Genomic DNA, 22,311 nt, shown 5'->3' with positions numbered 1-22,311 from the left:
TTCGATCCTCTCTACTATTACGCAACATTCATTTATGAAAAACTTGCATCGATTCCTCTATCCTTTTACCATGTTTTCGATGGATGGTCAATGATTGGATCATTTGCTTTTAAATGGCTAATGTTTATTACATATTTTCAGGGGATTCAATACCCAATAAGGCTAAAGACTCTTTTAAGACAATGGCCACACTATGACAAAGTGCGAGACGTGATGCTTGTTGTTCATCATCTGCTAATATTTTGTGCTGTGCATAATATTTATTCAATAAACGTGCCAGTAGTAAGGCATATTTCGCTATTTGGGACGGATCAGCCTGCTCAAAAGCCATAGATACCGCTTTTGGAAACTGCTCCAGTAATAAGATAATCGGCCAAGCCTGCTCACCTAATGGTGTGAATATCATGTCTTGAGAAGGTGCATTTGCTTTGTCTAAAATGGAGCAAATACGCGCATACGTATACTGCACATATGGTCCTGTTTCCCCTTCAAAATTCATCATTTGTTCGATTGAAAATTCAATATCGTTTAGGCGATGGTATTTTAAATCATTAAAAATTACTGCTCCAACGCCCACTTGCTGTGCTACTCGCTCTTTATTTGGAAGATGAGGGTTTTTCTCCTCAATATTACGCTTCGCCGTCGCAATGGCCTCTGCTAGCACATCTGCTAATAACACCACTTTGCCTTTACGAGTCGACATTTTTTTGCCATCCTTCAGCATCATGCCAAATGGGACATGCTGTAGATTCGTTGCCCAAGGATAGCCCATTTTTTCGATGACCTGAAAAAGCTGTTTAAAATGGAGGGACTGCTCATTGCCAACGACATAGAACATCTTTTTGGGCTGGTAGTGCTGTTGACGATACAGGGCGGCTGCTAAATCACGCGTTGCATAAAGTGTGGCCCCATCCGTTTTCGTTATTAAACATGGAGGCATCTCCCCCATCTCTACAACATACGCTCCGTCTGATTCCACAAGGAGCCCTTTGTCTGTTAGCTCTGTCACAACCGGTGTCATTTTGTCATTGTAAAAGGCTTCACCTGTAAAGGCATCAAAATCAATTCCTAACAGCTCATATATTGTTTGAAACTCTACTAATGACACATCTCGGAACCATTGCCACAATGCCAGTGCCTCTGCATCACCGTCCTCCAATGCTTTAAAGGCGGCACGAGCCTGCTCATTCAGTGTTGGATCTTGCTCTGCCTCTTCATGAAATTTCACATAAATCTTTAATAGCTCCTCAATCGGTGACGCTGAAATGGCCTGTTTGTTTCCCCATAGCTGATAAGCAACAATCAGCTTACCAAACTGTGTACCCCAATCCCCTAAATGATTGATACGAATGGCTTGATAGCCATTTTTCTCTACAATATTTGCTAAGGCATTGCCGATGACCGTTGAACGTAAATGTCCCATCGAGAATGGCTTCGCTATATTTGGAGATGAAAAATCCAAGACGACTGCTTCCATCTTTGTTGGCATAGTGCCATATTGTTGCTTGTCGCGCAGAATCTTGCTTAACACCTGTTGCGTCACCTTTTCTTGAGCTAGAAAAATATTGACATAGCCTCCAACAGCTTGCACACGCTGGATACTATCATGGTTTAATTGACTTGCTATATCTGCAGCGATACTTTGTGGAGATTTTTTCCACACTTTTGCTAGAGTAAAGCATGGAAAGGCCACGTCCCCTAGCTCCAAGCTTTTTGGTTTTTCTAATAATGACAATATTTCCTCTCCTGTTATTTGTTGATTTAATGCGACTGCTATACTGTCCGCGATTTGTTTATTCATCTTAATTCTCCTCCTGTCCAAATAAAAAAGCCCTCGCCTCTAAAATTAGAGACGAGAGCATGATAATCCCGTGGTACCACTCTAGTTGCCATGTGACATGACCACTTTCCATTGTTAACGAGGTGACGCCCCGCTATTCTCTACTACTTGTTCGAGAATCTTCTCCAAAGTGCGCTTCATTCATGGTCCCTGCATTAGGCTCACACCATCCCTAACTCGCTTGCCAGTCATCCCATCAATTACTCTCTTTTTCATCGAATTTTTCTATGATTTTTACATATATTACCGGACTTCCTTATTGGCGTCAACCATTTTTACTGTAAAATGACGGTACTTAGCAATTGACATATCGAGATAATTCGATATATTATCGTCATATGGAACCAATTGAAATTTTCAAAGCGTTATCAAACGAGACGAGGCTAAACATCTTACAGTGGCTGAAGGAACCTGAGAAACATTTCCCAAAAGTGAGTATCGAAGGAGGCGTATGTGTTGGTGATATTCAAGAGAAAGCTAAAACTTCTCAATCAACCGTTTCTCACTACTTAAATATGATGCAAAAAGCTGGACTTCTCGAATCTTTTCGTCATGGTCAATGGACATATTATAAATTAAAAGAAGAAACGATTCATCAAATTGCTTCGTTTCTTGTCTCAGATACCCAAAATGATTAATTGGGTTTCTGTTTTAGTTATCATATCGATTATTCACGATAAATAGATACGCTATACTGATTAGGTTTCGCATAATATATCGATTATTCTCGATATATAAATATAAAAGGAGAGTCATTATTTGATGAAAGAAAATACACTTAGTCATAAACATAAAATTTTAGCCTTTACCTTAACATTATTAACTTTTGTCATGGGAACAAGTGAATTTGTCATTGTAGGATTATTAACAGAGGTTTCAACAGATTTAGGCATTACCATTGCCACTGCTGGTTCCTTGGTTTCTGGATTTGCGATTGCCTATGCCATTGGTACACCTATCTTAACCGGTTTTGTTAGTAGATTTGCAAAATATCCACTCATGTTACTGTTCATTGCTATCTTTATACTTGGAAATATAGTAAGTGCCTTAGCTAGCTCATATGGTATTTTAATGGCTTCTAGAGTTGTTACGGCTGTTGTCAGCGGTGTGCTAACAGCATTATCTATGTCTTTAGCAAATGATTGTATGCCAAAGGAAAAAAGATCCTCTATCATCGCCTTACTATTTGCTGGTTTTACCATTGCCAACGTTATGGGTGTACCGCTAGGAACGATGGTGGGTCAATGGAGTAATTGGCATATGACATTCTGGTTAACGGCTCTATTAGGAGGGATTGCCTTTGTCATCAGCCTCTTTGTGCTACCTCGGAATAGTAAAGGAACAAAAGGTTCGCTATCAGACCAATTAAGTTTATTTAAGCAACCTAAAATCATTCTAGCATTCTTCATTCCTGTTTTTACGATTGCTGGAACATACACAATCTATACTTTTATTACGCCAATTTTAGAAAACAAACTTGGGATTGATACGAAATATATCAGTATTGTTCTGTTAATCTATGGTTTTTTTTCGATCTTTAGTAATCTTTTAGCTGGCAAGATCGCTCAACATAACGGTCTTAGTAAATTGCGCTATACATTCATCTTTCAGGCCATTATCTTATTTACCCTCTATTTCACGATGTCCTACACGTGGCTGGGTTTGATGAGTATTATGTTAATGGCTGTCATGCTTTATGCTGTGAATGCAACTGTTCAACTATACTTTATGGATCTAGCAGAAAGGTATTCCCCGTCTGCCAAAGACTTTGCATCCTCATTAACCCCTGTAGCTGTTAATGTGGGCATTGCATTAGGGGCCGCAATTGGAGGGATTGTTGTTGCCACGGGGAGTCTAGACAAACTATCATGGGCTGGTGGAATGTTAGCACTCATAGCTTCCGTGCTAACATATATAAGCTATCAATTGGATCAAAAGGATAGACAATAGAAAAAAAAGAAACATTCCTCAAGAAGAGGAGTGTTTCTTTTCTACATAATGAATAACATCAGCCATAATGGCATACATCTCTTTTAATTTTAGTTCCTTATTGTCAGAGATTTTTTTGGCTACCTGCTCCGTGACCATTCCTTTTTCAACTAATGTATCCCAGCTAGTCGCATTGGATTCACCGATGAGGACATCAGCCAAATACTGAGCTAGCTCATCTCGTTCAATAGCTTCATCGCCTTGATTATAAACTTTATTGATGACAATTTCGAGCTGATCCTTCATGCCTGATGCACTTTCTCCACCAGCACGTAGCATACTCTCTTTTAACATTTTAGCAAACTTTATTTTTGTCGCCTTACTGTCTACTTTTAAGTCATTATCATAGCCACCCACTACAAGGCCATAATTAATGAGCGTTTGAATGGCTTCATCATACCATTCCTCTTGATATGGATAGTCTACAGAAAATGAGTCGACATAGGCACCTTGTTTAGTCAATTGCTCTCGTAACGTAGCGATTAATTTTTTATCCTTGCTCATGTCTCTAAAGGTTACATCATGCTTCTGTGCAAGAGCAGCCGCAGTCCCAGCCGCTTCCCCTGTCACCATCCCTGTAGGAACAATGCGGGCACTACCAGCAGCGAGTGATGAATAACCTGCAGAGCGTCCAACTACCAGTAAGCCATCAATGTCCTTTGGTACTAACGAACGGAAAGGAATGGCATATTGCTTTGGTGCAGCAATCACATAGCCGTAATCATGAGGCGTTTGTGCTTGCACATCGACTGGATAAGAGGCAATCCCAATGCTATCCCACTGATCACTATTTTTCCAAAGGTCAGCCATTGGTAATTGATACTCTGCCCAAATATGTCTCGTTTCTCGTACATAGAGTTCTTCTGGATAGCTAACAATTTCAGCCTTTTCAAACCCAGGGAAGTTTGCTTGTAAATATTTTAGAATATGTAGCGTTTCCTTCTTCCCTGCGACAATGGCCGCTTGTTTTGAAGGTTCGTTCAAGCCATCAATACCAAAAATCTGTAGGGCATTAATGAAATATTCATCATCTACACGTGCTAAATTCAACCCTCGTAACCTTGTGCCCTCTTGCAAAGGCTTGTATTCATCATGCAGCTTTGTAAAGCCCCACATAACGGTCTGATTTAAATTGGCACCGCCAAATACATTGGATTTAGCTGCTTTTTTCACTTCATCCCAATCGACATTTTTTAAATGCAGCATTAAGGTCACAGCCATGCGTTTATCCTTTATGCCAATATCTTCCCCACCTACAAAGAAAGGAACGCCCGACATGGCAGCAAAATCAGCATCCTGTGTGGCATCAATGAATGATTTTCCTGTTACAACATATGTACCGTACTCATTTTTTAATTCCACAGACGTTAATTGTTGTTGTTTGACATTCGCTTTCACGACCTCGGTTTGCACAGATAAGGTTAAGTTAGGCTCTTCATCGATCAGCTTTTTAAAAGCAGCCTTAGCACCTACAATGCCAAAAGCGTCTTTCCCTCTAACAAGCTCATGCCATTCCTTAAATATCCCCTCACTAATCGAGTTGTTATGGCCATCACGAGGAATGTCAAGGAAATTCAGCATACCATATGTAAATAATCCACCTAACTCTTGTCGTTTTTCGACCAGCAATGTTTTCGCACCATTTCGTGCAGCAGCCACCGCCGCAGCCACACCCTCTGGTTCACCACCGATGACGATGACATCATATTCTGCCTCTATATGTTCAATTGGTTCTGGCTTTTTATACTCATCCACTAATTTATTGTATGCCATAGAGTTTGTTATATCTTTAATAAAATAGTAGCTACCAAACCCAAGTAAAACTACTATTACACAAGTGGCTGTCCATAATAAGCCCTTACCCATAATATACCTCCAATTGTTAAAATTTCCATCGATGTGTTTATTTAATCATCATTCCCGCCTCAAGGGCTGAATGTCCTAGTTGAATGCAGGCATATCATTACCGCAAACGAATAATGCTTTTGCTTACAGTATTCTCTATGAAATTATCATCAAGATAAATGAATGAAATCATTTATGAGGATTGTGATGTTTTTTATTCTAACTTTAGCAACATCAATCTAGTATGAATGAAAGAGCAACGAATAGCTGGCATTCAAAACGGGGATGGGCTTGTGGGCACCAGTGATGATTCACTTGACATAAAAAAACAGTCAGAATCATTTTAGACGATACCTTTGTGAAGAAGCAACTAAAATCTCCATGGTAAATGATGTCAAATTTCTATTCTTTTTCAAAAATAGTTAATCACACTACAATATAGACGCCTCACGCTCGCAGAAAGTTACACCAAATTTAATTTTTTATTGTATCTTTATTCAGTTTATGTTTAACAAAAAATGTGGAAAGAACGCCAAACCTTGATTTAATAATGTTTATAGACTATGGAACATATTTCATGCTATACTAGAGCCATTGTGAAAAAAGGAGGAACTTGCATGATTCAAGTTAGTAATGTAGGTCTTCGCTATGGCGATCGTAAACTATTTGAAGACGTAAATATAAAATTCACACCAGGCAATTGCTACGGTTTAATTGGGGCAAATGGTGCTGGTAAATCAACATTTTTAAAAATCCTTTCTGGTGAAATTGAAGCACAGGAAGGGAATGTATCGATGGGCAAGGACGAACGTTTATCCGTCCTGAAACAAAACCACTTCGAATACGATGAGCATACAGTGCTCGACACAGTCATTATGGGGAATAAACGCCTCTATGACGTGAAAACAGAAAAAGATGCTATCTATGCAAAGGAAGACTTCTCAGATGAGGATGGCATGCGTGCTGCAGAGCTAGAAGGTGAATTTGCAGAGCTAAACGGTTGGGAAGCTGAATCAGAAGCGGCTACACTATTAAACGGTTTAGGTATCTCAGATGATCTTCATTACATGCTAATGGGTGATCTTGAAGGTTCTGACAAAGTCAAAGTATTACTTGCACAGGCACTGTTTGGTCAGCCTGATGTGCTATTACTCGATGAGCCTACCAACCACCTTGACTTAAAGGCGATTCAATGGCTGGAAGAGTTCCTCATTAACTTTGAGAATACAGTTATTGTTGTATCCCATGACCGTCACTTCTTAAACAAAGTATGTACACATATTGCGGATTTGGACTTCTCGAAAATCCAATTATATGTAGGGAACTATGATTTCTGGTATGAATCTTCTCAATTAGCGCAAAAAATGGCACAAGACCAAAATTCGAAAAAAGAAGAGAAAATTAAAGAATTACAAGCGTTTATCGCACGTTTCTCTGCGAATGCTTCTAAATCGAAGCAAGCAACATCTCGTAAAAAAATGCTGGATAAAATTGAGCTGGATGATATTAAGCCATCAAGCCGTAAATATCCATTCATCAACTTCCAAATCGGTCGTGAAATCGGTAATGATGTCCTAACAGTAGAAGGCCTAACGGCAAGTAATGAAGGTGAAACATTATTCAAGGACATTCGCTTCTCATTGAACAAAGAAGATAAAATTGTTTTACTTGGTAGCCCTATGGCGAAAACAGCACTTCTTGATATTTTAATGGAAGAAAAAGAAGCAGATGCTGGCACATTTAAATGGGGTGTAACGACATCTCAAAGCTACTTCGAAAACGATCATGACAAGTACTTTGAAGGTTCTGAGAAAACATTAGTGGAATGGCTACGTCAATATTCTCCAGATGATGAAACAGAAAGCTTCCTACGTGGTTTCCTAGGACGTATGTTATTCTCTGGTGAAGAAGTAAAAAAATCCCCTGCTGTTCTATCAGGGGGCGAAAAAGTACGTTGTATGCTATCCAAAATGATGCTTGCGACAGCAAACGTTATTTTATTAGATGAACCAACGAACCACCTTGACCTTGAATCTATTCAAGCATTGAACGAAGGCTTAATTCGTTTCAAAGGCGCGATGATTTTCACATCACATGACCATCAGTTCATTCAAACAATCGCTAACCGTGTCATCGAAATCCGTGAAGACGGCTCGATTTTAGATAAGCAATTAACATATGATGAATTTTTAGAGTGGAAAGATAGCCAAGGCTTAAGCTAAGCTTTACAAAAATCCTCTACCCCATGTTGGTAGAGGGTTTTTTTGTTTGCTAAATATGTATGTCTTTTTGCGTTTATCTGGTTTTTAAAGGATTATAAGGATTTTTATAGAATAAAGAAGTATAGCACTGATGAGGGGGAAGCTTCATGAAGAAAATTGCAATTATTTCAGATATTCATGGCAATAAAACGGCATTAGAGGCCGTGTTAAACGACATTCGCTTAAGAAAGATTGACAGAATTTTTTGTTTAGGTGATCTAATCGGCAAAGGCCCTCAAGGATCTGCATGTATAGAGCTTATCCAACAGAACTGCGAACAAGTCGTTCGAGGCAATTGGGACGTATTTATTCAATCCCCTACTGACAATGATTATCTTCAATGGTTGAAAGATCGATTAACAGCAAAAGATTATCAGTACCTCGGATCCCTCCCCTTCCATATTGACCTTGAGTTAAATGGGCAGCTCATTAGATTTTTCCATGCATCTCCAAGAAGTGAATTTGAACGTATTTTACCGAGTCATCCACTTGAAAAGCGTTTATCTATGTTTGAAAATAATGAAGTAACCAATTCAATCCATTACAAGAAACGCCCTGATATTGTGTTTTATGGCGATATCCATACAACTTTTTTACATACATATAAACAAGGAATTCTTTGTAATGTGGGGAGTGTCGGTAATTCACTTGACCTAACTTCCGCTTCCTATGCGATCCTAGATGGAACCTATTCAAACAATGCCATCCAATTCATTAGAGTACCATATGACCGAGAGGCTGAGCTAATGATCGCAAAAGAGCTGGGTATGCCCCAATTAGATCAATATTATAATGAAATTATGTTTGCCAACTATCGAAATGCTTAGTACCGTCACAATCAAAAAAGAATCCATTTTAATGCCAAAATGGATTCTTTTTTGGTATTCAACGCTGGAAATACCATTGCAGCGCATTCTTATAAAGAATTTTATCAGCAGCCTGTTGATCAAATAGCTGTTGAATCAATTCCACATCCCCATCATGAAAAGGTCGTTTGGCTCTTGTGGACGGCAGATCTGTTCCAAACATGAGCGCATCTGGATTGACGTTATAAATCGCTTGTAACGCATGCTTCACATCTAGCTCCACACGACCAAAGCCAGTCGCCTTGACACGTACCCCCCTATCTACCACCTTTAATAAATGTGGCAGCCCTTCTTCCGACAACCCTAAATGATCAATGGAGATGGCTGGTAAAGCTTCAATGGTGGCGGCTATCTCTGGTAATTCCTTCGCATCGATATAGAGCTCACTATGCCAGCCCACCAAATCATAAACCCTTCGTGCAAATGTATCTAGCTGCGATAAATCCTCTGAGCCACCTCGTTTACTATTAAAGCGTAATGCCCTTACCCCATTGTTATGTAAATGAACAATTTCATCATCCGTAACTGAATAAGGTAATTGCGTTACCCCACAAAATGCGGGACCCAGCTGTTTCAATGCTTTTAATAAATAGGCTTGGTCAAATCCTTGAAAAGACCCTGATACAATGGCACCCCCTGCTATGTGGAGATTCACTGTATCCTTTTGATAATCCTCTACTACATAGCTCGGTGGTGTATATCCTTGATTTTCAATAATCGGAAAATCAAAGTCAATAATATGAAAATGGGCATCAAAAATTCTCATCATCCATCCCCCTTTTCCCTTGAATTTACCATATCATAAACATAAGTAATAGTACGAATTTCTAGTTATTTATCATAAGAAAAACTTATTGATTTACGCTCCTCCTTCTCTTAGCAAGATGATCGAACAAACGTAAAAAATGGTATGAACATCCAATTTCATACCATCCCTTTATCAACAATCTACTGCTTTATTCCTCATACTTTTTAAAGGCTAGCACAGCATTATGACCACCAAAGCCGAATCCATTGGATAAAGCGAAGTGAATGGATTGATGAAGCGCCTCATTTGGAACATAATTTAAATCACACTCGGGATCTGGCTTTTCATAATTGATCGTTGGTGGAATGATGCCATCCATTATACTTTTCAATGTAATAATGGCTTCGATTCCACCAGCTGCTCCAAAGAGATGCCCTGTCATTGATTTTGTGGAGCTGACCTTTAAGTGATAGGCATGGTCACCAAAAACGCTTTTAATAGCCTTCGTTTCAGATTTATCTCCCTCCGGTGTGCTTGTGCCGTGTGCGTTGATATAATCGACAGCTGATTCATTGATTTCGCCCATTTTCAATGCGAGCTTCATGGCATTGGCAGCGCCCGTAAAATCAGGTGCTGTAATGTGATGAGCATCGGTTGTGACACCATAGCCAACAATCTCACCAAGAATCGTAGCACCCCTTTGTTTGGCGTGTTCATATTCCTCTAGGAACACGATGCCAGACCCTTCAGACATAACAAAGCCATCTCGCTCGCTATCGAATGGTCGACTAGCCTTTGTTGGCGCATCATTTCTTGTGGACATGGCTTTCATACGAGAGAATCCTGCAAAGCTAAGTGGATTGATGGGTGCCTCCGCTCCACCTGCTAAAATACCATCCGCATAGCCATGTCGAATCGCTAGGAATGCTTCTCCAATGGCCTGGTTTCCTGTCGCACAGGCCGAAACAGGTGAAAAGCTTGGCCCTTTAAAGCCCGTTTTAATCGCTAGAATCCCAGCAGCCATATTGCTAATCATCATCGGTACCATAAACGGGGACACCTTTCTTGGCCCATTATCGAGCATAGCCTGATGATTTTCTAAAATCGTCTCAATGCCCCCGATGCCTGAGCCAATGTATACGCCTAAACGCTCTTTATCCACCTGCTCCATATTTAAATTGGCTTGCGTCAGGGCTTGTTGGGAAGCGGCAACAGCATATTGTACAAATAAATCATACTTACTGATTTCTTTTTTATCCATATACTGCGTTGCATCGAAATCCGTGATCGTCCCAGCGATTTGCGTATTAATGCCGCTAAATGCCTCCCCTTGAATGTTTTGAATCCCTGATTGTCCTGCTTTTATATTCTCCCATAAGGCTGATACCGAATTACCTAACGGGGAAACAACACCATATCCAGTAACTACGACTCTTCGTACCATGTACATCGCTCCTTTTTGTTTTCGTTTTTTATTTTAACAATTCCTGTAATTGCGCCAGCATTTTGAGAAAGAATGCTTCTCCTAAAACGCGTTTGTATTGTAATGCCCCTTTCGTACTTGAAATAAGGAATACAGCTAGTGCCTCCAAATCATTAGTGGCTTGGAGTGCGCCCTGTTGTTTAGCATCTTTCAGTAGCTCTACAAAAACATCGATTTCCATTTGGCTAAGCTGCTGAAGCTTTTCTTGCATCGGTTGCGGTAATTCTTGATAGTCTGCCTGTAAAGCTGAGATAGGGCAAACACCATCTTGCTCAAGGAATTTTACTCGCTGCATAATAAAGGCAAAAGGCTTTTCCTCAGCTGGCATAGTGGACTCCTTAATCAGTGTATAAGCCCCCACTAACCCTTGTTGAATTCTTTCGCAAACAGCGATCCCTAAATCTCCCTTCTTCTCAAAATGATAATGAATACTTGCCTTCGTAACGCCAAGCTCCTTTGCTAAATGCTCATAACTAAATGATGTGAAACCTTTTTCCTGAATATTCTTCAATGTTAATTCTATAATTTGCATTTTTCTATTTGTCATGGCTTTATACTAACTTACTAGTAGGTAAGTGTCAATTTAAAAAAGGCAGCAGATAAACGATATATCTGCCGCTTGCATGGTTATTGCATTTCCTTTGTTGGTCCCATCACACCAGGTACTGGTAAGCCTGCTTGACGTAGCAGGACCGTCATTTGTCCACGATGATGTGTTTGATGGTCGATTAATACACGTAATAAAGCCCCTTTTGGCATGGGCGCCGTAAAGCCATTTACTACCTCTAGTAAATCGTCATTCGAAAGCTTAGCCACTCCCTCTTTAATACCATTTGCAACGCTTTCATAGGCTGTCACGATCTCAGCTGCAGTCGTTGGTACAGGATCTTCTTGACGAATCATTGGTACTTTTAACCCTGCTAGATAGCTAAAATAACCAGCCGCCCCAACTAAATGCCAACCTAACCAGCCAAGTGTACTATGACCCTCTACAATACTTTGCGCTAGCTTGTCATCTGTTAAAGCCTGTAATACTTGCAGTGTTCCCTTCGATGCATTTGACCATTCTTGTAAAAAATCATCTACTTGTCTATACATATCTTTGCCCCCCATTTTTAACTTCATTTCTATCATAGTTAATTTTCCATTCTGTTACAAGTTTCTAGTATGCAGTTTACATAATATTATTATTAGATAAAAACCTCATTTCATTCGTATAACGCCCTCCATTCACGTATAATGAAAGAAAATAGCGAAGGAGTGTGCTTATGAGATACCATGTTCTCGTACTTTCTCTTGCATTTCTACTTGCTGGCTGTCGTGAAGAAGTCAAAGAAGAGCCTGTGCCATCGCCAACACCACCTGTGGAGGACAAGCAATCAGATGAACAAGATCAAACGTCACTTCTATCCTATTTTCCACCTGATGGATCCGTCGCCTCTTTTCAAGGGGAAGGAAATGAGTTTGCCAGCTTCACACTAAAAACAACCTATCTCGATACACAGCATATCGCACAAATAGAGGATAATGGTGGTGTGACACTATTAAAAATCTATCGTATAACCGATGCAAGCATTGATCTTGTCTATCGAGAACCCGTTGACAGCAATCCAAGCATGCCAAGTGCAGCAGCGGCAGCTTCTTACCCTGTACTGGAAACCATACTTCAAAAGCCATTACAAGTCGGGATGAGCTTTCAAGGTTGGACCATTGAATCAACGACCGCCACTGTCGATACAGGCACAACGGTCTATCAAGATGTCATCCAGCTAAGCCGCTCTAAAGATCAAATGACGACAATCAAATATTTTGCAAAAGATATTGGCCTAATCCGCACAGAGGATACGATGGAAACAGAGCAAGATGAGCCATTTGTTGTGACATCAACCTTGCAAAAAATAGAATAATTGAATGAAAACAGGCGTCCTGCTTGGGCGTCTGTTTTTTAGCAAAGGGGGGCCATAGATGAGTGAAATACATAATGCAACACCAAAGCAAGAAGACTTAACGGAAGAAGAATTTATTGAGCTTGTACTCGAGGAACAGCAAAAAGCATTGGCACAGGAGCGAGAAGAACGCATTCATGGAAAAAAGCAAAAAAAACAAAAGCCTCTTGTACGCTGGATTGTGTGGGGCATGGCAATGGTGCTGTTTTTCAATACGTTCGCCCTGATTTTTCAAATTTATTCCATACCCGCACTTGAATTTATCAAGGTTTCAACGAGACTCTCAGCACAAGAGGATATACAAACCTATAAAAAGGCAGTCGTTGAAATTTCGACAGGCTCCAGTAAAGGCACTGGTTTTGCCATCTCTCCTGATGGTCTAATTGTCACCAATGCCCATGTAGTAGAAAATGCCACAACATTATCTGTCGTCTTTCCAGATGAGGGGTTGATGGAGGCAACATTAATCGAGAGCTATCCAGCCGTAGATTTAGCCTTAGTACAAGTGGAAGCCGAGCAGCTCCCCTATCTCCCTCTTGCAGAAGAGCCACCTTACTCGGCTAATGAACATGTCTATTTTATTGGAAATCCACTTGCTTTTACGGGCATTGCTAATGAGGGGACATTGCTAGAATCCATTCAATTAGAGGATTGGCAGGAGCCTGTGATGATGCTAAAAGCACCTGTTTATCGTGGGAATAGTGGAAGCCCTGTCATCGATCAAAAGGGCGAGGTTATTGGGGTGATCTTTGCAACGATGAAATATGAGCCCATTGGACGTGTCGGCCTGTTTGTACCTGTACAACAGCTCCGGAATTTATTAAAAAAATGAACCTGCTTATCACAGGTTTATTTTTTTAGGGCATTATGGGTTTACATAATATTATTATTTATCTTTACTCTCTTGCTTCACAAACTGAGCAATTGGCGATTTCACAGGAATTTTACTGACAACCTCATCACTCACTTCAGCCACCTTTTGCAGCATATGCAAAAGCTTGTCATCTCCTGTCCAATGCTTTTCTACTACATCTGGCCCCAATTTATTGATGATCGTATTTACCACAAAAGTTGCTAGCACCACATCATCTAAATAGCCACCAAAGCCCAGCAGTCCTTCTGGCATTAGATCCATCGGCAACACAAAATACGCAATGGATGCCCCAATTAACGCACGACTCTTCTTATCCACACCCGCATCCGTTACGGTTTTAATTAATAAATGAAATAAATCAGGCACAAACATTAAATACGGTGTAAATTTATTACTTTTGCCCTTTTTCGATCCAAGAAACGCTACTAATTTTGTACGTAGTTTCTGATAAAAATCTTGCTGCTCCTGTTCATCAGGCAATTTTTCTTCATTCTTCAAATTCATCTGCCTCCTTCTATGCTAACTATTCAGTATTTTAGCGGGACTACTCGCTTCTATTACAGCTATCCCTCATTCTTGCAGTTCTAACCACTACTTTTATAGCGCTATCCTTCACTTTCGCAAGGCTATCCGCTTCTTTTACAGCTATCCCTCATTCTTACAGTTCTAACCACTACTTTTATAGCGCTATCCCTCACTTTCGCAAGGCTATCCGCTACTTTTACAGCTATCCCTCATTCCTACATTTCTAACCACTACTTTTATAGCGCTATCCTTCACTTTCGTAGTTCTAACCGCTTCTTTTGTAAAGCTATCCCTCACTTTCGCAAGGCTATCCGCTACTTCTACAGCGATCCCTCATTCTTACAGTTCTAACCGCTTCTTTTGTAGCGCTATCCTTCACTTTTGCAAGCTTATCCGCTACTTTTACAGCGATCCCTCATTCTTGCAGTTCTAACCGCTACTTTATCGCTGCTATCCGCCACTACTATATATTTAACCTAAAATAGGATTTGTAATCCTTAAACTTTTAAATGATACAAAAAAGACATCCTATTTGCATAGGATGCCTTGGGTTTAACGAAAGTAGTTTTAATTACTGAGAATTAAAGTTTAGTTACGTTAGCAGCTTGTGGTCCGCGGTTGCCATCTACAACTTCGAATTCCACTTTTTGACCTTCGTCAAGAGTTTTGAAACCTTCGCCTTGGATAGCTGAGAAGTGTACGAATACGTCGTTTTCACCTTCAACTTCGATGAATCCAAAACCTTTTTCTGAGTTAAACCATTTTACTGTACCTTGTTTCATTTAAGAAAACCTCCAAAAAATAAAAGTGAACAATATGTAATTTCTTCAGCGAATGAAAAAAATTCACATATTACAAAGAGTACCGAACTAACGCGATCACTTTTTGTAATATGTGAATTCATGTTACCGGTGAAGCAATTAAATTGTTAACTTAAGTATAACTGCCATTCATAATTTTGTCAAATAAAGAAAAAATGTTTTTTTACTTTATTTCAAAATTATTTTACTTCTCCTCTATTTTACACGCAATTATTCCATGATATACTTGTGCATCATCATCGCAAGCCTCACAATAAAAGCTTTCATCCTCAGACCAAAAGGCCCAATACTGCTCTTCCTTCGTCGCCTCATTATCATAAGAGGAGCGGAAATGTGCTAATTTTTGCTGTAATGCACGTTCAAAGAGCTCCTTCGTATCAAATGTATCTTCTGTTTGAATATAAGCTTCCCAGCCTTCAAATTTCCACCAAGGCTCATAGTCCGCTTTCATGTAAATAATTGTATACATATTTGCCCATTCCTTGCTGTCATAAGATAGTTTCATTTTAGCAAACACAACTGAAATGTCTATTAAAACCACCTGAATTATGCTATTATTACCTTATTATACATACTTTTTGGAGGTATTTTTATGTTTTCAAGCATTCGACCTAAAGCAGAGCTAGAAGAGCTACTAAAACGTGGTACAGATTTACATGCAACAGGCCGATTTCACAAAACTCTGGCATTCAACCATTTCTCTTCACAGGATGAAGAGCACTTAAAGGCACTCTATCAAAAGCTCAAAGATATTACCCCTTCCATGAATGCCATTTTTCATCATTATTTAAGCGAGATATCCCCTACCTCTCAATTAACCATTAGTGAAGAAAATATTAATCAATATTTAACACAGTTTTTCTTAGGAACACGTGATGATCATTATGTAGACGAAACTGTCAAATTTTTCAATCTATTTCGCAAGCATCAATACGAGCCTGGTAAATTAATTGTTGTATTCAACCAATTTGCCTTCTACATTACTACATATATTTTATACAATTTTGGTATCAAGCCGAATAAAGCATTTCAATATATGAAATCATTCCAATCCGCTGTCAATGTCGATCAAGAGTTATTGGTGGAGGTGTTGACGGAGCGTATTATTGAAAATGTGGTAGGAGAAGTATCCTCTTTAATGGATGTCAATGCCAAAATTATGTACATGAAGGATTTAGTTTTTAGCCTAGATAAGCAAAATGAAGAAATCCAATCCTCTACAGCTGCTACAGAACAGATCGCTGCTTCTATCAATGAGGTTGCGCGCATGTCTTCTCACATATCTGAGAAAACAACCGAATCTGTTGACCATGCAACGAAAGGGAAAAACGCAATTGAGCATGCCTTATCGGAAATCTTTAAAACTGAAGAAACATTTACTTCCATTGTAGAATCATTTTCAGAATTGCAAAAACGGGTAAATGATATTGAGCAGGTTGTCACATTAATCAATCAAATCGCCGATCAAACCAACCTCCTCGCACTGAATGCCTCCATTGAAGCTGCGCGTGCTGGTGAACATGGGAAAGGCTTTGCGGTTGTTGCACAGGAAGTAAGAAAGCTTGCTGAAAACACGGTATCTGCGCTAAGTGAAGTATCTGCGAATGTCCATCATTTAAAGAGTTATTCCAATGATGTATCTAACTCGATTACTGATACTACAGCCATTATTAAAGAAGCAACCGTTGAAGCAAAAGATTCGTTACCATTATTAAATGCCATTGTTCAGGCGATTGAAGGTATTAATTTAGATGTGACAAATACGGCAGCCATTTCCCAGGAGCAAGCAGCCGCAATTGATGAAGTCTCAGCAAGAATGATCGAAATTTCAAGCTTACAAGAAGATATTCGTGATTATAGTCATAATACATCTAGCGATATTCATTTATTAGGGAAAGAAATTAACCGTTTCCGTAATGATCTCATTGCTAACAATAATGTTCAGCTTTCATCCATTGCCCTATTACAATTATCGAAGGCGGATCATATTTTATGGAAATGGCGCATTTATAACATGTTCCTTGGCCTAGAAAACGTTGATCCAAGCGATGTTTCTTCGCATCGAGACTGTCGACTTGGCAAATGGTACACAGCACCTCGTACAGTCGAACGTTTTGGTCATTTACAGGACTATCATGAGTTAGATGGCTATCACTTACGTGTCCATGAATCAGCGAAGCTTGCCGCTGAAGCCCATAAAGCGGGTCATATCGAGCAAGCCGATGTGCATCTAAAAGAGGTCGATGAGGCATCTAAGCATGTGCTTTATTACATTAATAACTTAATTGCCTATTTAGAAAAAGAACGTGTCATGCAATAAAAGGAGAGGTTCATCCCTCTCCCTCATTAAGTAGGAGGTATTCCCTTGAACAAACGAGCAAGTATAAAATTTTTTGGTGATGTCTATGGCACAGGCTATCGTTTCTTCATCAAGCAAAAAGCGATTGAATTAGGGTTAAAAGGATACTGTCGGTTGAATGACGCAGAGCAAATTGAAGTGGAAGTGGAGGGCTCAGAAAAGGCACTCAATGAATTCCTCCTTTTTGTCCAAAAAGGCGTTAGCCCCCAAGCCGATTCCAATTCATTTTCATTAGAACTATCCGACGATTTAAAAGGCTATATACGTATGGAGTCAGACATTGTTTAATGTCTGGCTTTTTAAATGTCTTTAAAAACACATTTAAAAAGTCATGCTCGTAGGAACATGACCTCATGATTATTATTTGATTTTTATTTTCTGAATCGCAGCAACAAATATCGATTCGTCCGTGATTTTCACATATTGATTTTTAGATTCCTTCATATACCCTTCTTTGTTTAAATACGCTTTTAACTTTGATTTTTTCTCAAAGACTTTTTCTTTCACTTTTTGCTCACTTACTTGATCATCAATGTTTTTAGTAATAGACACCAGAAAAATTTTCGACATGATCTATCCCCCTTTGTATCAGTTACGAATTTACTTGGAAAAAGTTTCATACAAGGCCTTCACTACTTTATTCTTTTGGATGAAGGCGCTCTTCTTAGATAATAAACCGCTCATCTCGATGCCGAAGCCGCTCATGGATCTCACTTAACCGCTCTCTCGAGGATCAATACCGCTCTCAATTTGAGTAATACCGCTCTCTCTGAGGCAGAAACCGCTCTTGAATTGAAAAAAAGCGATCTAAATGACTCCTTAAGAGGACAAAATCGACTAATTCATCGAAACAACTCACTTATTCTATGTATTATCATTGAGAAAGTTCACAAATAGCAGTAAAATTTATGTAAGGGATTAATTTTCAATGAAACTTTATGTCGATTATTTCGTATAAGAAGATAGACATATTGAAAAGCAAGGAGGATGAAACAATGCTTAGTGTCGGACAGTTTTTCTCTAGACATAGTGCCAGCTTTCTTATTTCGCTCACGACTGTTTCTATCGCAGCAATTGCGGCAAATCCTGGATTCTTCCTTGGTGGTTTACTGTTTGCGGGTTCCTATGCGACGAGTACAGCGTTGCTGAAACATAGACAAAAAAAGAAAGTCATGCAAATAGCAGGCATCACAAAAGAAGAATTCAAACACATTGAAACACAAGTATTAACAGCTAATAAGCATATTCAAACATTGAGTCAAAACTATTTACGTGTACGTTCTGTTTCTGCTTTTAAACAACTACTTGAAATGACGCGTATCTCAAAAAATATCGTCAAAATCGTCAAGACAGACCCACGTAAATTTTATAATGTGGAACCATTTTTCTATGCACACCTACCTTCTGCTGTGGAATTAACGGATAAATATACGATGCTTTCCAAGCAGCCAGTGAAGGATAAGGAAATTCAATTGACCTTATCCAAAACACGTGAAACCCTGACTGATTTGAATGATACGATTCAAATTGATTTAAAGGATGCGCTTGCTAATGATATCGATCATCTGCAAATGGAGATTGAATTCGCAAATCGTTCCAATCTTAGACGTAGAGAACAATTGGACTGGCGAGGCGATGATAAATGACAGCAAACGAACACGCATTTCAACTAAATACCATACCAGGGCTTTCTCCACTAGTCCAATCCTATTTAGAAACAACTCCACAAAACGAGGCGATGGCGACTTATGAAACGCTATCGCCTCTTGCGCAAAGTCGTGCATTACTGTATGCCAGTCAAATCAAGTTGACTGATTTTGAATCATTGCTGTCCCTTGGGCAAGATTCACAGCGAGCTCTGTCTCAATTTGCCGACCGCATGCTTGCTCAAGTAAAGCAAAAGGACGTCACAAAAATTGGTCAAATGCTCGATTCTTTAATGCAGACGTTAGATCGAGTAGACCCGACCGCTTTGGAACCGAAGAAGCAAACCTTTTTCAAAAAAATCTTTGGCAAAACCGAGCCTACTGTAAAGCAAACGCTAACAGAATTTGAACGTATTAGTATACAGGTGGAACGTATTGGTGTTCAGCTGGAACGTGCACAGCTTCAGCTGATAAAGGATGTTGAAAACTTAGAGGCGCTATATGCCCATAATCGAGGTTTTTTTGAGGAATTGGCAACAGCCATTGCCGCAGGACAAATGAAGAAGCAGCAAGCCATTGAGGTAGAGCTACCTGCACAAATAACAAGTGTCCAAGCAACCAAGCAGCCACTTGCGATCCAGCAATTAAATGACTTCGCCGCTCAAATTGAAAGACTGGATCAACGTATTTACGATTTACAAGTATCACAGCAAGTCGCCCTGCAAACAGCTCCTCAAATCCGTATGATTCAGCAGGCCAATCAAACGTTAGCAGAAAAAATCGAGTTTTCTATCGTTACCTTGATTCCACTCTGGAAAAACCAACTGGCGATGATGCTGTCCATGCATATGGATCATCATTATGCACGTTTAGAGGAACGATTATCACAGGCCCATGATCGCTTCTCTAGTCCCTCGTTTGAACAGCAAGTTTCGAAATTTAAAGAAACACAGCAAGAGCTGCAAACAGCGATTAAAGATGTATTTGCCCTGCATACGGCAACTGAACAAGAGAAACAACAGCTACAGGATGTGGCGGGTGCTAGCAGCTATCGGCGAGATTAACAAAAAAATGGGTGGCTCAGTAAAAGTTCTGAACCACCCTGTTTGTTTTTATTCAAAATAATCTTTATAGTAGCCACCGACATTACCTGTATTGTCGATGATAAAAATGAACTCTTCTGTTTCATTTTTCACTTCATATTCTTTCCCTACTGTTAATACGTTGGATACTAAGTATTTTGATGCATTTGTATGTTTGCAAGTAACTGTTCGTAATGTTGGCGCATCTTTCCATTTTAAATGTAACATATTCTCTCTACCTCTCTTTACTAGCAAAAGCTAATGTCTATTGCTTATTCTATAATATTTTTGGTCTTTTGTGGAGAAAAAAGAAATACTATACCTATTCTATCCAAAAAAAATGAAAATTTGAGGTGTTATGATGAGTTTTGGTGGTGTTCCGCAATGGTTTTTTATCATTGCTGTAGCATTCGCAATCTGCTTTGTGCTTTATGCAGAATGGAATTCTAGAAAATAAGTGAGTCCAACTGGTTGGACTCACCTTTTTTGTGCTTATTTTAAAGTACGCTTTAAAAATTCCTTCGTACGTTCATGTAATGGATTAACTAACACTTGTGCTGGAGGTCCTTCTTCGACAATTACGCCTTTATCCATAAAGACAACACGATCTGCCACTTCTTTGGCAAATTCCATCTCATGTGTCACGATGAGCATCGTATTGCCCTCATCTGCTAGCTGACGCATGACCTTTAATACCTCACCTACCATTTCTGGGTCTAATGCGGATGTTGGCTCATCAAATAGCATTACATCTGGATTCATCGATAAGGCGCGAGCGATGGCCACACGCTGCTTTTGTCCGCCTGAAAGCTGACGCGGCTTGGCATTCACATATTGATCCATGCCAACGATTTTCAAATATTTAAGCGCCGTTTCTTCTGCTTCTTTTTTCGAACGTTTTAACACTTTGACTTGGCCCACTGTGCAATTACTTATGACGTTGTGGTTGTTAAATAAATTGAACTGCTGGAACACCATGCCTAGATGTGTACGATATTCTTGAATATTGTGCTTTTCATCTAAGATGTCTTCCCCTTTATAAATAATTTGACCGCCACTTGGTGTTTCTAATAAATTAATGCAACGAAGCAGTGTGGATTTACCAGAGCCAGAGGAGCCAATTAAACAAACTACCTCCCCTTTTTCCACTTGGAAATTCACATCTTTTAACACTTGGTTACGTCCAAATGATTTACTTAAATGTTCGATTTTAATGACTGCCATTTGTGCGTCCCCCTATACGGCTTCTTTTTGTTCTTTTTGATAGGCATCAGGTCCATCTAGACGTTTTTCAACGTAAAGAAGAATGCGTGATGCGGTAAATGTCATGATGAAATAAAGAATACATGCAACAAAGAATGATTCGAAATAGCGGAAGTTGTTACCTGAAATTGATTTAGTTTGGAAGAATAATTCCGTTACCCCAATGACATTTAAAACGGCTGTATCTTTAATATTCATAATTAATTGGTTACCAGTCGCTGGTAAGACGTTACGCGCTACTTGTGGTAAGACAACGTGAATCATAATTTGGAAGTGATTCATACCAATTGCTGATGCTGCCTCGTATTGACCATTATCAATCGATACAATACCACCACGAACAATTTCTGCCATGTATGCCCCTGTATTGAGGGAAACGACTAAAATACCTGCTGTAATAAAGTGCATATCGATACCGAATGCGATATCTAATCCGTAGTAGACAACCATAGCCTGTACAATCATTGGTGTACCACGGAAAAATTCAACATAGCATGTCAGTATAAAATTAATGAGCTTTAAGCTATAAAATTTCACACCTTTTTTACGAACTGGAATCGTATGCATAATTCCGATGAAAAATCCGATAAATGCACCAATAATTGTACTAATACTCGAAATCAGTAACGTATAATACGCACCTCGTAAAAACATTTGCCAGTTGTTTTCAATAATTGAAAGTATCCATTCAAGACTCATGATGTTCCTCCTAACAATGTCATCTTGCTTGCTTATTTCTTTTGTGTCCTAGCTCTTTCTACCA

23 protein-coding genes and 1 other annotated feature are annotated in these 22,311 nt (G+C 39.4%); of the genes, 10 read left to right on the top strand and 13 right to left on the bottom strand.

Annotated features, from left to right (window positions below; translation table 11 throughout):
* Window positions 1–127: 127 nt before the first annotated feature.
* Window positions 128–1,801 carry an arginine--tRNA ligase gene (argS, locus tag MHB40_RS12065; protein ID WP_342534697.1) on the bottom strand — a complete coding sequence of 558 codons (1,674 nt, stop codon included), beginning with the start codon at window positions 1,799–1,801 and terminating at the stop codon, window positions 128–130.
* A 44-nt stretch (window positions 1,802–1,845) separates the two neighbouring features.
* Window positions 1,846–2,065 (bottom strand) — a binding site (T-box leader).
* Between the two features lie 113 nt (window positions 2,066–2,178).
* Between argS and MHB40_RS12060 the strand changes: the two genes are divergently transcribed.
* Window positions 2,179–2,478, top strand: a complete 300-nt coding sequence (locus MHB40_RS12060) for a metalloregulator ArsR/SmtB family transcription factor (protein ID WP_131520404.1) — start codon at window positions 2,179–2,181, stop codon at window positions 2,476–2,478.
* A 124-nt stretch (window positions 2,479–2,602) separates the two neighbouring features.
* Window positions 2,603–3,790, top strand: coding sequence for an MFS transporter (locus MHB40_RS12055; protein WP_342534771.1), 1,188 nt, complete (start codon window positions 2,603–2,605; stop codon window positions 3,788–3,790).
* An 18-nt stretch (window positions 3,791–3,808) separates the two neighbouring features.
* Here MHB40_RS12055 and MHB40_RS12050 read toward each other — a convergent pair whose 3' ends face one another.
* Complete coding sequence (locus tag MHB40_RS12050; RefSeq protein ID WP_342534696.1) at window positions 3,809–5,695, bottom strand: FAD-dependent oxidoreductase; 1,887 nt, start codon at window positions 5,693–5,695, stop codon at window positions 3,809–3,811.
* 596 nt (window positions 5,696–6,291) lie between these two features.
* Between MHB40_RS12050 and MHB40_RS12045 the strand changes: the two genes are divergently transcribed.
* A complete protein-coding gene (locus MHB40_RS12045; protein ID WP_205443472.1) occupies window positions 6,292–7,896 on the top strand; it encodes an ATP-binding cassette domain-containing protein in 1,605 nt (534 codons plus the stop codon).
* A gap of 146 nt (window positions 7,897–8,042) precedes the next feature.
* Window positions 8,043–8,762, top strand: a complete 720-nt coding sequence (locus MHB40_RS12040) for a metallophosphoesterase family protein (protein ID WP_342534695.1) — start codon at window positions 8,043–8,045, stop codon at window positions 8,760–8,762.
* Between the two features lie 58 nt (window positions 8,763–8,820).
* On the opposite strand, the gene MHB40_RS12035 is transcribed toward MHB40_RS12040, so the two are convergent.
* The 4 genes from MHB40_RS12035 to MHB40_RS12020 all read right to left on the bottom strand — a co-directional run bounded on the left by MHB40_RS12035 (window position 8,821) and on the right by MHB40_RS12020 (window position 12,130).
* Complete coding sequence (locus tag MHB40_RS12035) at window positions 8,821–9,567, bottom strand: amidohydrolase family protein (RefSeq protein WP_342534770.1); 747 nt, start codon at window positions 9,565–9,567, stop codon at window positions 8,821–8,823.
* 190 nt (window positions 9,568–9,757) lie between these two features.
* Window positions 9,758–10,993: a beta-ketoacyl-ACP synthase II gene (gene fabF / locus MHB40_RS12030; RefSeq protein ID WP_342534694.1), complete on the bottom strand. Its 1,236-nt coding sequence runs from the start codon at window positions 10,991–10,993 to the stop codon at window positions 9,758–9,760.
* A gap of 28 nt (window positions 10,994–11,021) precedes the next feature.
* Entirely contained in the window at window positions 11,022–11,579 is a 558-nt protein-coding gene (locus tag MHB40_RS12025; RefSeq protein WP_053994831.1) for a TetR/AcrR family transcriptional regulator, read from the bottom strand.
* An 80-nt stretch (window positions 11,580–11,659) separates the two neighbouring features.
* Window positions 11,660–12,130 (bottom strand): DinB family protein, encoded by a 471-nt coding sequence (locus MHB40_RS12020; protein WP_342534693.1) that lies wholly within the window; start codon window positions 12,128–12,130, stop codon window positions 11,660–11,662.
* Window positions 12,131–12,300: 170 nt separating this feature from the next.
* Here MHB40_RS12020 and MHB40_RS12015 point away from each other — a divergent pair, with 170 nt between their 5' ends.
* Window positions 12,301–12,939 carry a hypothetical protein gene (locus MHB40_RS12015; RefSeq protein ID WP_053994829.1) on the top strand — a complete coding sequence of 213 codons (639 nt, stop codon included), beginning with the start codon at window positions 12,301–12,303 and terminating at the stop codon, window positions 12,937–12,939.
* 58 nt (window positions 12,940–12,997) lie between these two features.
* On the top strand, window positions 12,998–13,810 hold the full coding sequence (locus tag MHB40_RS12010) for a serine protease (RefSeq protein ID WP_205443460.1): 813 nt from the start codon (window positions 12,998–13,000) through the stop codon (window positions 13,808–13,810).
* 54 nt (window positions 13,811–13,864) lie between these two features.
* Here the strand turns inward: MHB40_RS12010 and MHB40_RS12005 are convergent, their stop codons facing one another.
* From MHB40_RS12005 to MHB40_RS11995, 3 genes are all read right to left on the bottom strand, one after another.
* Window positions 13,865–14,356: a DUF1232 domain-containing protein gene (locus MHB40_RS12005; protein ID WP_342534692.1), complete on the bottom strand. Its 492-nt coding sequence runs from the start codon at window positions 14,354–14,356 to the stop codon at window positions 13,865–13,867.
* A gap of 602 nt (window positions 14,357–14,958) precedes the next feature.
* Complete coding sequence (locus tag MHB40_RS12000; RefSeq protein ID WP_004230088.1) at window positions 14,959–15,159, bottom strand: cold-shock protein; 201 nt, start codon at window positions 15,157–15,159, stop codon at window positions 14,959–14,961.
* Between the two features lie 223 nt (window positions 15,160–15,382).
* Complete coding sequence (locus tag MHB40_RS11995; protein WP_233732723.1) at window positions 15,383–15,703, bottom strand: DUF1033 family protein; 321 nt, start codon at window positions 15,701–15,703, stop codon at window positions 15,383–15,385.
* An 87-nt stretch (window positions 15,704–15,790) separates the two neighbouring features.
* Between MHB40_RS11995 and MHB40_RS11990 the strand changes: the two genes are divergently transcribed.
* Both MHB40_RS11990 and MHB40_RS11985 read left to right on the top strand, forming a co-directional pair.
* Window positions 15,791–17,518 carry a globin-coupled sensor protein gene (locus MHB40_RS11990; RefSeq protein ID WP_205443456.1) on the top strand — a complete coding sequence of 576 codons (1,728 nt, stop codon included), beginning with the start codon at window positions 15,791–15,793 and terminating at the stop codon, window positions 17,516–17,518.
* A 45-nt stretch (window positions 17,519–17,563) separates the two neighbouring features.
* Complete coding sequence (locus MHB40_RS11985) at window positions 17,564–17,845, top strand: acylphosphatase (RefSeq protein ID WP_342534691.1); 282 nt, start codon at window positions 17,564–17,566, stop codon at window positions 17,843–17,845.
* Window positions 17,846–17,917: 72 nt separating this feature from the next.
* Here the strand turns inward: MHB40_RS11985 and MHB40_RS11980 are convergent, their stop codons facing one another.
* Entirely contained in the window at window positions 17,918–18,127 is a 210-nt protein-coding gene (locus MHB40_RS11980; RefSeq protein WP_205443453.1) for a hypothetical protein, read from the bottom strand.
* A gap of 425 nt (window positions 18,128–18,552) precedes the next feature.
* Between MHB40_RS11980 and MHB40_RS11975 the strand changes: the two genes are divergently transcribed.
* Window positions 18,553–19,203 carry a 5-bromo-4-chloroindolyl phosphate hydrolysis family protein gene (locus MHB40_RS11975; RefSeq protein ID WP_004230101.1) on the top strand — a complete coding sequence of 217 codons (651 nt, stop codon included), beginning with the start codon at window positions 18,553–18,555 and terminating at the stop codon, window positions 19,201–19,203.
* Window positions 19,200–20,267, top strand: coding sequence for a toxic anion resistance protein (locus tag MHB40_RS11970; RefSeq protein WP_205443451.1), 1,068 nt, complete (start codon window positions 19,200–19,202; stop codon window positions 20,265–20,267). The genes MHB40_RS11975 and MHB40_RS11970 overlap by 4 nt, the downstream gene beginning before the upstream one ends.
* Window positions 20,268–20,315: 48 nt before the next feature.
* On the opposite strand, the gene MHB40_RS11965 is transcribed toward MHB40_RS11970, so the two are convergent.
* The 3 genes from MHB40_RS11965 to MHB40_RS11955 all read right to left on the bottom strand — a co-directional run bounded on the left by MHB40_RS11965 (window position 20,316) and on the right by MHB40_RS11955 (window position 22,247).
* Window positions 20,316–20,513, bottom strand: a complete 198-nt coding sequence (locus tag MHB40_RS11965; protein ID WP_016994029.1) for a DUF6501 family protein — start codon at window positions 20,511–20,513, stop codon at window positions 20,316–20,318.
* A 264-nt stretch (window positions 20,514–20,777) separates the two neighbouring features.
* Window positions 20,778–21,509 carry an amino acid ABC transporter ATP-binding protein gene (locus MHB40_RS11960; protein ID WP_205443450.1) on the bottom strand — a complete coding sequence of 244 codons (732 nt, stop codon included), beginning with the start codon at window positions 21,507–21,509 and terminating at the stop codon, window positions 20,778–20,780.
* A gap of 12 nt (window positions 21,510–21,521) precedes the next feature.
* On the bottom strand, window positions 21,522–22,247 hold the full coding sequence (locus MHB40_RS11955; protein ID WP_205443448.1) for an amino acid ABC transporter permease: 726 nt from the start codon (window positions 22,245–22,247) through the stop codon (window positions 21,522–21,524).
* Window positions 22,248–22,311: the final 64 nt, after the last annotated feature.

Origin of the sequence: Lysinibacillus sp. FSL K6-0057 (assembly GCF_038630885.1) — a bacterium.
In the GTDB taxonomy this organism is placed as follows: domain Bacteria; phylum Bacillota; class Bacilli; order Bacillales_A; family Planococcaceae; genus Lysinibacillus; species Lysinibacillus fusiformis_F.
The sequence above is the reverse complement of the archived record's forward strand: the minus strand, read 5'-3'. Positions and strand labels throughout refer to the sequence as shown.